Genomic DNA, 12,157 nt, shown 5'->3' with positions numbered 1-12,157 from the left:
TTGTGTGAGCTTCATGCGGCGGCCTTCTGCCGTTCGACGCGGATCGGGACGAGGATCGTGAAGCTCGATCCTTCGCCAGGTTTCGAGGCGACGCTGATCGCGCCGCCGTGCATTTCGACGAAGCGCCGGCTGATCGAAAGGCCAAGCCCGGTGCCGCCTTTCAGCCGCGTCGAGGTGTTGTCGCCCTGCTGAAAGGCCTCGAAGATTCGCGTCTGATCCTCGGGCGGTATGCCGGGCCCCGTGTCGGTCACGACGATCTCGAACATGTCGGCGAGGGTTTGCGCCTTGATTGCGACAAAGCCCTCGTCGGTGAATTTGATCGCATTGCTCAGGATGTTGATCAGGACCTGGGTCAGCCGCCGTTCGTCGCCGCGCCCAAGCGGCATCGGATCCTCGATCGACTGTTCAATCCGCAGACCCTTGGCCTGCGCGAGCGAGAAAGTCGCCCCGATTGCCTGCTCGACGATGTTGCGCATCGAATATTCATCGAGCACCAGCGAGAGCTCGCCGGCTTCGAGTTTCGAGAGATCGAGCACGTCGTTGATGAGGCCGAGCAGATGGGCGCCATTGCTTTCGACGCGCTCCAGCACCGATTTCGCGCGGTCGGGCAGTTCGCCGTAAAGCCCGTCGCGCAGCAACTCGGCATAGCCGAGGATGGCGTTCAGCGGGGTGCGCAATTCATGGCTCATATTGGCGAAGAAGCGCGATTTATGCTCGCTCGCGATGGCGAGCTGGCGGCCGTTCTCCTCGACCTTGCGGAAAAGGCGCGCATTGCGCATGGCGAGCACGGATTGATGCGCGAAGGCCTGCATCAGGCTGACCTTGTTGGCGGGAAACGGGCCGGGCCGGCTGCTTTCCACGACAAGGGCGCCGAGCACGCCGTCCGGCGCGACGAGCGGCACGACGAGAGCCGAGCGAAATCCAGCGGCGATGGTCGCTGCGCGCAGCGGAAAGCCGGGGCAGTCGGCGATCTCCGGCGCCTGCACCGTGCGGCCGTGCTCCGCGACTTCGCCGAGGAGTCCGTCGAGCCGAGTCAGTTTGACCTCGCGCAGCGCCGCGACGAAGGATGGATCGAGCCCATGCGCCTCGGCGAGATGGAAGGCGCCACGCTCGCGGTCGAAGGTGTAAATGGCGCCGCCGTCGGCTTCCGCGAGCTCGACGGCTCGCGTCAGCGCCGTCTGCAGCACCAGGCTGAGGTCGAGCGAGGCGGCGAGCGCGCGGCCGATCTCTTCGAGCGCCTTCAGCTCCTGCACCGATTGGGCGAGGTCGCGGGTGCGGTCGTCGACTTTCTGTTCGAGCCGCGCGTAGAATTCGCGCAGCTGCGCCGCCATGCGGTTGAATTCATCGGCGAGCACCTCGACCTCATCGCCGGTGTGGACCTCGATCGGATGATCGAAATCGCCCGAGGCGAGGCGCGAGGCGCCTTCCTGCACGGCGCGGATCGGCACGGTCATCCGGCGCGCCAGGAGAACGCCGGCGCAAATGCATAAGATGAGGCCGAGTCCAAACAGCCAGGCGAGCCGGATGAGCAGCGAGACGACAGGCCCGAAGGCTTGCGTGACCGGCTGCTCGACAAACAGCAGCCATTTCATATGCGGCACCGTCGCCGCCGCCGACAGCACCGATTGTCCGTCGAGGTCGGAGCCGATGTCGAGCGGGGCGCCGGCCTGGTTCAGCGCATGCACCTGCGGCAGCTTCGACATGTCGAGGTTTTTGCCGACGAGGCTCGTATCGGTATGGGCGATGAGCCTGCCCTCATTGGTCGTGAGGTAGGCCGAAATCCCCGGTCCTGCCTGAATGCCGTTCAGGATGTCGGAGAGATATTTCAGCTCGAATTCGGCGACGGTGAAGCCGGCGGCATTGCCGGAATGGGCCATGACGATCTGCATGCGCGGCCCGGTCGAGGCGAACACGACGGGGCCGAACCAGGCGCCGTCCTGGCGCGCCTCGCGCGCGGCCGCGGTCAGCGTCCAGTCGTCGCCCGTGTGAATCGCGCCGCCGTCGCGCGACAGCGTCGCGATCTCCTTGCCGGCGCCGTCGATCTGGGCGATCTCGGCGATTGCCGGCGTATTCGCAAGAATGCGACGATAATCCTCCATGCGCTGTTCGGGGCTCGCGACGCTGGCTCTGGTCGCCCAGCTGATCTGACGTTCGAGTTCGGCCATGAACTGCTCGACCCGCCGCGCCGCGGCATCGGCCTTTTCGCCCTGCGCGTGCAAAAGTATGTTCTTCGTGTCGCGATAGGTGATCCAGACATCGACGGCGCTGCTGATCGTCAGCACGAAGGCGACGAGGCCGACGAAATAGGAAATGTATTTTCCAAACAGGCTTTTCTGCCGGAACAGGGCCTGCAACAGGTCCCGGGGAGACTCTGCCAAAGCCGTCTTCAAATGTCGTTTATCCCGCGTTCGGCGCCAGAGCGCGGCCGATCCAAATCCGGCGATTCCTATCAGGCGATTGACGTCAGGCGATCGCCGCAATCAGATTTAGCGCGTTTGCTTCGCGGCGCCAAAGCGAAAGCGCCAGGCCGGGCCGCCTGGTTTCAACGCGGTTACTTCAAGCGTGACCATTGCTGGCCGCCGCAGATCATGCCGCCGAGAACGCAGCCCTCGACCTTCAGCACCTGCTCGCCGCGTAGCGACATGCGGCCGACATATTTTTGGCCGTCCCGCGCATTGACGATCGAGCCCGCCCAGACATCGCCATTGGGCTTCATGCTGATCAGCACCGGCTTGCCGATCATGTCGGAATCCTTGGCCCAGGACACAAAGCCGCAAAAATTGGCGCCGCAGGAGCGGATCGCGACATTGGCGGTGCCGTCGGCGATGCGCCATTCCCCAGCGGGGCTCGCCACGGCCGGCGAACTCAGCGCGGCGATCACGGCGGCGGCGGCAGCGGCTAGTTGGTTCATGACGGCTCTCCCCAAGTCATTGGAAGTGACCGTGGCGCCCATTGCCCGCCGCGCCTGTGAGATTGCGCACATCGATGCTGCGCCGCCAAAATTGGACGATGAGCGCGCATCCCTCTGCGCACGGCCCGCACGCCTCTGCTCCAGTCAATTCCGCTCGAGTTGCCTGAATCTGGCTGACAAGGATATGTTCAAGCTGTTGAATCTGGAACATTTCGTATCGACCGAATGAGTCCATCCGGCTAATCAGCGCGCTAGCGCGCCGGTTCCGCGCCGGCTGGGGGAGAACCGGTTTTCGATGGGTGCGATTGAACTTGCCGTCGGCTCGGCCAGGGCGACGATCGCCTTGCGCGGCGCGGAGGCGACGCAGTGGAGCGTCGGCGGAACCCAGCTCTTATGGGAAAAGGCGCCGGCGATATGGGACGCGACGTCGCCGCTTTTGTTCCCGCTCGTCGGCTGGACGCGCGGCGCGGAAATCCGCGTCGACGGACAGGCCTATCCAGTCGGCGTGCACGGCTTCGCCAGCCGGATGCGCTTTTCGTCGAGCACGACGAGCGCGCAGCGCGCAAGGCTCACTCTGTCGAGCAGCGCCGAAACGCTGGCGGTCTATCCGTTCGATTTCTGGCTCGGCGTCAATTACGCCTTGTTCGAAACGGCTTTTGCAGTCGGCCTCACCGTAAAGAACAGAGGCGGCCGGCCGATGCCTTACGCCTGCGGCCTGCATCCGGGCTTCCGCTGGCCGTTTGCAGGCGGATCAGCTGCCGACTACGCCATCATGTTCGCCGCCGAGGAAGAACCCTTCGCGCCGAAGATTTCGCCGCGAGGGCTGATCTGCGCCGAGCATCGCCCCATTCCGCTGCAAGGCCGCAAGCTACCGCTCTCGCCCGATCTTTTTGCCGCGGAGGCGCTCTGTTTTCTGAATGCGCGCAGCCGCAGCCTGAGTTTCGAGGGGCCGGACGGCGCGGCGATCAAGGTCGAGACATCGAATTTTCCGCATGTCGCGCTGTGGTCGAGGCCGGCGGCGCCGTTTCTGTCGATTGAATCTTGGACCGGTTATGGCGATCCGGAAGGGTTTTGCGGCGAGCTTGCCGAGAAGCCGTCGATGCGAATGCTTGAGCCGGGCGCAATCGCTCATCATGTCGCGCGCTATACTTTTACTGCGCCGCAAAAGGCTTGAGCTATAGCGCCATCAAGGATCGCGCCCAAAGAATTTAAGGAAATCATAAGGATGCAGGCCGCGATCGCCGCCGACACAGCGGCGAAGGCGAGTTATAATTCAAGAATAGTTTGATTTTTAGGAGGGAGCCGCCATGAACCCGCTCATCGGGCTCGCGATTCAACTGGTCCCCCAACTGTTACAGCTGTTTTCGGGAGACAAGGCCGGCCAGATCGGACAGAAGGTCGCCGATGCGGTGACCAAGATCACCAAGACGGATTCGCCAGAAGAAGCGACGAAGATCGTCATGGAGGATCCGAAGATCAAGGCGGATCTTCAGGCCGAGCTGGCGCAAATCGCCTTCTCCGCCCAGCAGGCCGCCTTTCAGGACGCGCAAAATCAGCGCGAAGCGGATCTGAAGGCGGACGTGCTCGCCAATGAAAGCACGGCCGGCGCACGGCGCTTCGCCGAGGCGCTCGCGGCCTCAAGCCCGCTGATGCAATGGACGCCGACCGTCATCTCTTTCATGGTGGTCATCGGATTTTTGGCGCTGTTGACGCTACTGACGTTTGGCAAGGCGGTGGGGCTCGCCAATCCCGACCAAAATTTCCTGCAGATCATCAACATATTGATCGGCGCGCTCGCCGCCGCCTTCGCTACGGTGATGAATTTCTGGCTCGGCTCCTCGCTTGGTTCGCGCGGCAAGGATCGCATGCTCGAACTTCAGGGCGCGCAGGCGATTTCGGCCGGGCCTGCGCCTTCGCTCGCGCCAGACGCCGCGCCGCCCCCGATCGGCGGCGGATCGCCCGGAGCGGCGCAAATCGGGGCGCCGGGCGGCGCGGTGGCCCCGCCGAGCCGCGCGGCGCCTGGCCAGACGCCGGCTCAGGGCGGCCTCGCGCCGGCCGGGGCTGGCCCTCTCACGCCGCACCCCGCCCCGAGCCTCGAACAGCAGCCGACACGGCCGGTGACGCCAACGCGACCCGGCGTCGTCAAGGAAACCATGGCCGAGCTGACGACGCCGCATCGGCATTTTGCCGACGGCGTCTCATGGGCGCTGACGGCGTCCGGCGTCTCGATCGACGGCGCGGCGGCCATGGGCACGCCGGGCGAGCCTTCGACGGTGCGCAAGATCTGGACGAATTTCGGCGCGCCCTGCGCCGCGGCGGCGCAAAAATATGGCGTTCCGGTCGAACTCATCGTGGCGACCATCGCAACGGAAAGCGGCGGCGATCCCACGGCGCGCCGGTTTGAACCGAAGATCAACGACCAAAGCGTCGGCCTGATGCAAACCCTCGTCGGCACCGCCCGCGGCGCGCTGCGCCGCCCGACCCTGACAGCCGACGATCTGCTGGATCCCGCTGTTTCGATCAACGCCGGGACAGCCTATATCGCCGAGCAAAGGGGTTCGACGCATTTCGATCCGCCGCTCGTCGCCGCCGCCTACAATGCCGGCTCGATCCGGCGCGACGAAGCGCCCGCCAACCGCTGGAAGCTGCTCTGCTATCCGACCGGCACGGGCCATCACATCGATAAATATGTCGCCTTCTTTTCTGACTGCATGCGCGTCTCGGACGCCGACGGATGGAGCGGCGCCGGCGCGACCCCGAGCTTTGCCGATGAGCTTTCGGACCGCCCGGCCGCTCCGGTCACGGCGGGCGCCGCAGCGCCGTCCAGGCCAGTTGACGCGTCGGGACAAGACTTTCCGCCGCCGCCGCCTTTTGCGCCGCTCAGCAGCATCGCCGACAGGCAAAAGCTGTTCGGGGTCTTCACCTTCGCGCCTGCGCCACAGCCTGGCGATCCCGAGCATATCAGGGTCACCAATGATTGGGCGGCCCGCAATATTGTGACGGTGGCCATCCCGCTGCGCTCCGTTCTGGGCAAGCCGGGCCCGCTCAAAATGCAGTTCCACAGGCTCGCCGCTGCGCAGCTGACGGCGCTCTGGCTCGAATGGGAAAAGCAGGGCCTGCTCGATGAGGTGCTGACATTCGACGGCGCCTATAATCCGCGCTTCATTCGCGGCAGCACGACCACCCTCAGCAATCACGCCTTCGGCACGGCGTTCGATATCAATGCGCGGTTCAATCCGCTGAAGGCGCGCCCGGCGCTGAAGGGTCAGCGGGGATCGGTGCGCGATCTCGTCCCCATCGCGAATAAATTCGGCTTCTATTGGGGCGGGCATTTCAGATCGCGGCCCGATGGGATGCATTTTGAAGTCGCCCAATTGCTCGACATCATCCCGGATGACAAGACTGACGAAGAGCTCGTCGCCGCTGCCGGCGCGGGCGCCCCTCTCGCCGTGACGTAGCCGCAAGGCGAGCGCGCCGGAGCTTGGGCTCCGGCGTTGGCAAATTAATCTTGGCGGCGGCCAAAATTATTTTGCTATCCGTTCGCAGCAGCGCTCCCTATTTTCACGCAAGCTTCGCCCACTCGAAGAACGCGACGGCGCGCGCGAAACCGCTTGGGCGCCAATTTCGAACAGACCAAGAAACCAGGCTGGAGGTTACCCATGTCCGTCGCCCAACTGTCGACCCCTGAGACCGGCGTCCTGCGCCCATCGAGCGGCAAGGCGCTCCTGATCGACGGCAAGCGCGGATCGGAGGAAGTGCTCGCGGACATCACCGAAAAGGTGCGCGGCCTTGGCGGATTGCAGCCAGGTCTCGCCGTTATTCTTGTCGGCGCCGACCCTGCGAGCCAGGTCTATGTTGGCGCGAAGGGCAAGGCGGCGAAGGCTTGCGGCTTCCATTCCGTGCAGCATGACCTTCCGACCGAAGCGACCGAAGCCGAAATTCTGGCGGTCATCCAGCAACTGAACGCCGACCCGAAAATCCACGGCATCCTGCTGCAGCTGCCGTTGCCAAATGGCGCGGACGCGACCCGCATCATCGAATCGATCGCGCCCGAAAAAGACGTCGACGGGCTGCATCCGATCAATTCCGGCCTGCTCGCGATTGGCGATATCGAGCGCGCCCTGATCCCCTGCACCCCGGCCGGCAGTATGATTTTGTTGCAGAAAGCGGCGGCCGCGCTGAATTTCAAGCTGCAAGGCGCGGAAGCGGTCGTCGTCGGACGCTCCAATCTCGTCGGCAAGCCGATCGCGCAACTGCTGCTCGCCCAGAACGCCACCGTCACCATCGCGCATTCGCGCACGCGCGATCTGCCGGCCGTCGTGCGGCGCGCCGATGTGCTGATCGCGGCGGTCGGCCGCCCCGAGATGATCAAGGGCGATTGGATCAAGCCGGGCGCGATCGTGATCGACGTCGGCATCAACCGCGTTCCGGCGACGGACCCCGCCGCCAAATCCAAGACGCGGCTTGTCGGCGACGTCGCTTTCGCCGAATCGCTCGATACGGCCGCGGCAATTACGCCGGTGCCGGGCGGCGTCGGGCCGATGACCATCGCCATGCTGATGAGCAATACGCTGAAGGCCGCATTGCAAATCTCCGGACGCAAGTCCGGGCATTAACGGGCCGCTACAAGCTGGCGTCAGCCGTTAACGACTCCGAAACCATAAAGGGCGTCTCATGCAGGCGTTGGGTCTCGGAGCCGACCGATGCATTGGCTGGACTGGGAAGAGCCGCAGGATGAACGCCGCAACTGGTTTGCGGCGCTGCGTCAGGAAGCGGCCGCCCGGCGGGCGGCGCTGTTTGCAGCGGCGCTGAGCGGGCCGCTCGCGATCGTCGCTTTCTTCTTGGCCGCAACCCCGCAATATCAGGCTGAAGCCCGGATTTTCGTCGCGGCTGTTGAGGCGCGGCCGGATGATGTCCTGAACCGTCAGGCTCTGACCCAGGGCGAGGCGCTGCTCGGCTCGGGCGATCTAGCGCGGCGCGCCATGAAATCGCTCGGCGCCGAAATAAGGCCGGAATTGTCCGGGCAGGGGGCTCTGATGGCGGCGGCGCGCGCCTTGCTGTTTCTTGGCGCACCCAGTGACGAAGGCCGCCCGCGCGCCGATGAGCGCGCCCTGGCGGCGTTTCGGGACCGTCTCAGCGTCAAGGCCTCGGATCGCGATCGAATCGTCACGATCTCCTTCCGCTCCGATGACGCCGATTTTTCCGCGCGCGCGGCCAATCGCGTCGCCGCTCTATTTGTCGAAGCGGGCGCCGAAACTTCGCAGATTGCGGCGCGGGTGATTGCTCCGGCGCGCCCGCCGGAGCAGCCGGTCTTTCCATCCCCCAGCCTCCTCGCCGCGATTGGCGCCGCCGCGGCTCTCGCCGTCGGGACGGGCTGCGCTCTGATGAGGCGGCCCTCGAGCCGCATCGAGGACGCGCCGGCGCCGCCGCGCGCGATCGGAGAACGCGGCGTATTTCTGCGTCTCAAAGAGGCTCCCGGCGTGCAATCCTCGATCGGGCGGGACGCGGCCGGGCGGCGCGCAGAAGCTCAGAACGCCGACGCGCTCGAGGAAGCGGCGGCGCGCATTCTCGCTGCACGCAGGCCGTCGGGGGCGATCCGCATTCTGGGCGCGCGGCTCGACGCCGGCGGTTCGACCGAAGTTCTCGTCGCCCTGGCGCGGCTGCTCGACGCTGAAGGACGTTCGATCATGATCGATCTCGCCGGATTGACGGCCCCGGCCGGGACCGAGCAGGAGGAGCAGGGGCCGGGCCTCTCGGAGCTTATGTCGGGGGAGGCGTCCTTCGCCGAAGTCATTCGCCGCGACCCGAGCTCGCGCCTGCATTTTTTGCCGTGCGGTCGGCAGGGCGTCTCGGCGCAAGCGGCAGCGCCTGGAGCAGATCTGTCCATTATCTTGCAGGCGCTGGAAGGCGCCTATGATTTTATCTGGCTGACGGTCTCGGCGCTTGGAGAGGAGGATATTATTCGAGCGCTTTCGGCAGAGGCCGATTTCGTCGTGCTGACGGCCGCGGCCGAGCCGCGCGAGGCGGTGATCGTCGGCTCCGGCGCCAATCTCGCCGGCTGGCGGGCGAAGAACGTGCTCGTCATCGGCGCGCCGAAAAAATCGTCGCCGCGCGGCCTCAGCCTTGACGCCGCCTGAGCTTCAGCGGTCGGGCTTCTGCATCCAGCGGATGAGCGGCATCAACGGCAGCACCCAGGCAAGGCCCAGCGCCGCATAGCAGATGATCTGGACCGCGGGCGCCGCCTCCTGTATCGGCCGGGCCTGCGCCAGAGCCATGGCGATCAGCGCGTAGAGAACGACAAACGCCGTCATCACGATCGCCCCGATGAATTTGCGCGTCCGCATTCGCATGCGCGTGTCTTTAACCTCTCGTTCCGGCCCGTCGCGTGGACTTCGCGCTAATGCGGCGATAGATCAGATCAGATTTTCGGCGTCGCGCCCAAAGGCGCGCGGCGCACGGAAATGATCGCCGTCCCGCTCTTAATCCGCGCCCTGTCCCGCAACAAGCGTTTCATGCGCGTTCAACGTTGCAAGGAGAGCGATGAAAGGTCCGACATGACTTGGGTTTACGATCCGATTGCGACGCCCTCGGCGTTCGACGTTCGGACTGGGCCAACCGCTCCAGTTGTCGCCGTCTGGCTCTGGACCCTCGCCGCGCTGGTGTTTTTGATGGTCCTCGTTGGCGGCGCGACGCGGCTGACGGAATCCGGCCTTTCCATCACGCAATGGAAGCCCTTGAGCGGCGTGATCCCGCCGCTTTCGCAGGCCGACTGGCAGGCCGAATTCGAGAATTACAAGAAAATCCCGCAATATGCGCAGGTCTTTCCCGACATGGACCTCGCCGGGTTCAGATTTATCTTTTTCTTCGAATGGAGCCACCGGCTGCTCGGCCGGCTGATCGGGCTCGCGACGTTCCTGCCGATGGTTTTCTTCTGGGCGAAGGGCATGCTGCCGTCCGCGCTCAAGCCAAAGCTCGTTGGCGTGCTCGCGCTGGGCGGGCTCCAGGGTTTTGTGGGCTGGTGGATGGTGAAATCCGGCCTCGTCGACCGCGCCGAGGTGGCGCAGGAGCGGCTTGCGCTTCATCTTCTGCTGGCGAGCATGACCTTCGCCATTCTGGTCTGGCTGGCGGCGTCGCTCAATTCACGCCCACCCGCGGTTCCGGCGCCGCCGCGCCGCCTGTTCGGCGTCGCCCTCGTCTTCGTCGTGGCCGCCCTGGCTCAGATTGGGCTCGGCGCGCTCGTCGCGGGGCTTCGCGCCGGACGCGCCTATAATAGCTGGCCCTTGATGGACGGAAGGTTCATTCCGCCACTCGATCAATTGACGGCGGAGGCGCCGCTTTGGCGCAATTTTGTCGACAATCTTCTGACTGTGCAGTTTCAGCACCGGATGGCCGCCTATGCGCTGCTGGCGTTCGCTCTTGCGCAGGCTGTTTATACCGGCGTGGTCGCGGGCCGGAGCGCCGCCAGCCGGCGCGCCCTGGCGCTGGCCGGACTTGTCGCGGCGCAGGCGATCATCGGGATCACGACGCTTTTGCTCGCCGTGCCGCTGTGGGCCGGGCTGCTGCATCAGGGCTTTGCGATGATCGTGCTCGGCATGGCCACGGCGCATGCGCAGGCGCTGCATCAGGAGCGATGAGATTAGGCCTGGTCGAGCCCAAGCTGGATATAATCGATTTTCGGGCAGCGATTCATGATCACCATGATCCCCTGCGCCCGCGCTAGGGCGGCGGCAGTCTCGTTGACGACGCCAAGCTGCATCCAGATCACGGACGGACGCCAATTCAGCGCCAATATCTCCGTCACGACCTCGCGGGCCGCCGCCGAATTGCGGAAAATATCCACCATATCGACCGGCGCGGCGAGATCCTTGAGGCTTGCGACGACGGGCGCTCCGAGCAGGGTCTGGCCGGCGAGTCCAGGGTTGACGGCGGTGACCTCATAGCCGCGCGATAAAAGGAAGGCCGCGACCTCATAGGACGGGCGATCCGGATTGGCCGAGGCGCCGACGACGGCGATCGTCTTCACTTTGTGCAGGATCGCCCTGATCTCATCGCCGGACAGGGAAGGGACGTTGCTGGTCATGAAATATCCTCAAATCTTGCCCGCTCCACATAATCCTTTGGCCGCCGAATCGCTTCAACTGGAGACAGCGCATGGACGTCAATACCGATAGCAGCGCCTTCGGGCGCTTCGATCTGAACGAAATCGCCCGGTCCTTTCCACCGAGCGCCGACACGCTGCTGCTCGACCGCTATCTGACAAATGAGCCTGGATCGAGCGCGCGTGTGTTCCGCGTCTATCGTGGGACGCCGGCCCATTATCATGAAGGCTCGGACGAATATCTCTATGTTCTTTCCGGCCGCGGCACGTTCTGGATGGGCGCGACGTCCGATCTCCGCGAGTTCGCGCCGGGTCAGCTCCTGTTCTTCAAGCGCCGCACGATCCACGCGCTGCCAGATATTCTCGAAGGGCCGGTCGTCTTCTTCGCCGTGGATGCGCCGCGCCGCGATCCCAAAGACATTATTTTCGTCAATCCGGAGGAGGGATCTGCTGAATCCTTCGTCCGCGCCCAACCGGCGTGAGGAAAACGCGGCCTCCACCGCATTACGGTGTGGTATTATTTTACCTCTTTATACAAACATATGATCTATCAGCTAGTTTTGGCGGCTGTCAGCTTCAAAGACGCTTGACGCGCGGCCCCGGAAAACCTAAAAGCGCGACGCGACCGCAGCGGACAGACTCCGCGCGGCTCAGATTGCATGGAATTTGAAACCAATGTTCGGCAAGACCTATTCCGCCAAGCCGGCGGACATCACCAAGAAGTGGGTCCTGATCGACGCCACCGGCCTCGTTGTCGGCAGGCTGGCGTCGCTTGTGGCCATGCGGCTTCGCGGAAAGCACAAACCGACTTTCACGCCGCATATGGATGATGGCGACAACATCATCATCATCAACGCCGAGAAGGTGGTCTTCACCGGGCGCAAGCGCGAGCAGAAGGTCTATTACCACCACACCGGCTATCCGGGCGGCATCAAGGAGCGGACGGCGAAGTTCATCCTTGACGGCCGTTTCCCCGAGCGCGTGCTCGAGAAGGCCGTCGAGCGCATGGTCCCGCGCGGGCCGCTTGGACGCAAGCAGATGGGCAACCTCAGGGTTTACAAGGGCGCGGAGCATCCGCACGCGGCGCAGCAGCCGGAAACGCTCGACATCGCCAGCCTGAATAGCAAGAATTCGAGGATTGCCTGATC

12 protein-coding genes are annotated in these 12,157 nt (G+C 64.5%); 8 read left to right on the top strand and 4 right to left on the bottom strand.

Annotated elements, in window-relative coordinates; genetic code table 11:
• Nucleotides 1-11 precede the first annotated feature (11 nt).
• Together CR492_RS06970 and CR492_RS06965 are read right to left on the bottom strand one after the other, a co-directional pair.
• On the bottom strand, nt 12-2,390 hold the full coding sequence (locus tag CR492_RS06970) for a sensor histidine kinase (RefSeq protein ID WP_102843082.1): 2,379 nt from the start codon (nt 2,388-2,390) through the stop codon (nt 12-14).
• A gap of 161 nt (nt 2,391-2,551) precedes the next feature.
• Entirely contained in the window at nt 2,552-2,911 is a 360-nt protein-coding gene (locus CR492_RS06965) for a DUF2147 domain-containing protein (protein WP_102843020.1), read from the bottom strand.
• Here CR492_RS06965 and CR492_RS06960 point away from each other — a divergent pair.
• From CR492_RS06960 to CR492_RS06940, 5 genes are all read left to right on the top strand, one after another.
• Nucleotides 2,910-3,140 carry a hypothetical protein gene (locus CR492_RS06960; RefSeq protein ID WP_102843019.1) on the top strand — a complete coding sequence of 77 codons (231 nt, stop codon included), beginning with the start codon at nt 2,910-2,912 and terminating at the stop codon, nt 3,138-3,140. The two genes, CR492_RS06965 and CR492_RS06960, sit on opposite strands and share 2 nt — an antisense overlap.
• Nucleotides 3,141-3,206: 66 nt before the next feature.
• A complete protein-coding gene (locus CR492_RS06955; RefSeq protein WP_102843018.1) occupies nt 3,207-4,085 on the top strand; it encodes an aldose epimerase in 879 nt (292 codons plus the stop codon).
• 133 nt (nt 4,086-4,218) lie between these two features.
• Entirely contained in the window at nt 4,219-6,369 is a 2,151-nt protein-coding gene (locus CR492_RS06950) for a transglycosylase SLT domain-containing protein (RefSeq protein WP_102843017.1), read from the top strand.
• A 201-nt stretch (nt 6,370-6,570) separates the two neighbouring features.
• Nucleotides 6,571-7,527: a bifunctional 5,10-methylenetetrahydrofolate dehydrogenase/5,10-methenyltetrahydrofolate cyclohydrolase gene (locus tag CR492_RS06945; protein WP_102843081.1), complete on the top strand. Its 957-nt coding sequence runs from the start codon at nt 6,571-6,573 to the stop codon at nt 7,525-7,527.
• An 87-nt stretch (nt 7,528-7,614) separates the two neighbouring features.
• Nucleotides 7,615-9,048, top strand: coding sequence for a hypothetical protein (locus tag CR492_RS06940; protein ID WP_102843016.1), 1,434 nt, complete (start codon nt 7,615-7,617; stop codon nt 9,046-9,048).
• Nucleotides 9,049-9,051: 3 nt separating this feature from the next.
• On the opposite strand, the gene CR492_RS06935 is transcribed toward CR492_RS06940, so the two are convergent.
• Nucleotides 9,052-9,261 (bottom strand): DUF2842 domain-containing protein, encoded by a 210-nt coding sequence (locus tag CR492_RS06935; protein ID WP_102843015.1) that lies wholly within the window; start codon nt 9,259-9,261, stop codon nt 9,052-9,054.
• A gap of 204 nt (nt 9,262-9,465) precedes the next feature.
• Between CR492_RS06935 and CR492_RS06930 the strand changes: the two genes are divergently transcribed.
• Nucleotides 9,466-10,545: a COX15/CtaA family protein gene (locus CR492_RS06930; protein ID WP_102843080.1), complete on the top strand. Its 1,080-nt coding sequence runs from the start codon at nt 9,466-9,468 to the stop codon at nt 10,543-10,545.
• 2 nt (nt 10,546-10,547) lie between these two features.
• On the opposite strand, the gene CR492_RS06925 is transcribed toward CR492_RS06930, so the two are convergent.
• On the bottom strand, nt 10,548-10,991 hold the full coding sequence (locus CR492_RS06925; RefSeq protein ID WP_102843014.1) for a CoA-binding protein: 444 nt from the start codon (nt 10,989-10,991) through the stop codon (nt 10,548-10,550).
• A gap of 71 nt (nt 10,992-11,062) precedes the next feature.
• Here CR492_RS06925 and CR492_RS06920 point away from each other — a divergent pair, with 71 nt between their 5' ends.
• Nucleotides 11,063-11,491: a cupin domain-containing protein gene (locus CR492_RS06920; RefSeq protein WP_102843013.1), complete on the top strand. Its 429-nt coding sequence runs from the start codon at nt 11,063-11,065 to the stop codon at nt 11,489-11,491.
• A 193-nt stretch (nt 11,492-11,684) separates the two neighbouring features.
• Nucleotides 11,685-12,155, top strand: coding sequence for a 50S ribosomal protein L13 (rplM, locus tag CR492_RS06915; protein ID WP_102843012.1), 471 nt, complete (start codon nt 11,685-11,687; stop codon nt 12,153-12,155).
• Nucleotides 12,156-12,157 lie beyond the last annotated feature (2 nt).

This window comes from Methylocella silvestris, from assembly GCF_002891535.1.
GTDB classification, from domain to species: Bacteria; Pseudomonadota; Alphaproteobacteria; order Rhizobiales; family Beijerinckiaceae; genus Methylocapsa; species Methylocapsa silvestris_A.
This window is presented reverse-complemented; position numbering and strand designations above follow the sequence as displayed.

What these genes read in the sequence shown, in the direction of transcription:
- CR492_RS06920 (WP_102843013.1), top strand. Translation starts at nt 11,063, where the DNA reads ATGGACGTCAATACCGATAGCAGCGCCTTCGGGCGCTTCGATCTGAAC.
- CR492_RS06945 (WP_102843081.1), top strand. Translation starts at nt 6,571, where the DNA reads ATGTCCGTCGCCCAACTGTCGACCCCTGAGACCGGCGTCCTGCGCCCA.
- CR492_RS06965 (WP_102843020.1), bottom strand. Translation starts at nt 2,911, where the DNA reads ATGAACCAACTAGCCGCTGCCGCCGCCGCCGTGATCGCCGCGCTGAGT.
- CR492_RS06930 (WP_102843080.1), top strand. Translation starts at nt 9,466, where the DNA reads ATGACTTGGGTTTACGATCCGATTGCGACGCCCTCGGCGTTCGACGTT.
- CR492_RS06955 (WP_102843018.1), top strand. Translation starts at nt 3,207, where the DNA reads ATGGGTGCGATTGAACTTGCCGTCGGCTCGGCCAGGGCGACGATCGCC.
- CR492_RS06960 (WP_102843019.1), top strand. Translation starts at nt 2,910, where the DNA reads ATGACGGCTCTCCCCAAGTCATTGGAAGTGACCGTGGCGCCCATTGCC.
- rplM (WP_102843012.1), top strand. Translation starts at nt 11,685, where the DNA reads ATGTTCGGCAAGACCTATTCCGCCAAGCCGGCGGACATCACCAAGAAG.
- CR492_RS06935 (WP_102843015.1), bottom strand. Translation starts at nt 9,261, where the DNA reads ATGCGAATGCGGACGCGCAAATTCATCGGGGCGATCGTGATGACGGCG.
- CR492_RS06925 (WP_102843014.1), bottom strand. Translation starts at nt 10,991, where the DNA reads ATGACCAGCAACGTCCCTTCCCTGTCCGGCGATGAGATCAGGGCGATC.
- CR492_RS06940 (WP_102843016.1), top strand. Translation starts at nt 7,615, where the DNA reads ATGCATTGGCTGGACTGGGAAGAGCCGCAGGATGAACGCCGCAACTGG.
- CR492_RS06950 (WP_102843017.1), top strand. Translation starts at nt 4,219, where the DNA reads ATGAACCCGCTCATCGGGCTCGCGATTCAACTGGTCCCCCAACTGTTA.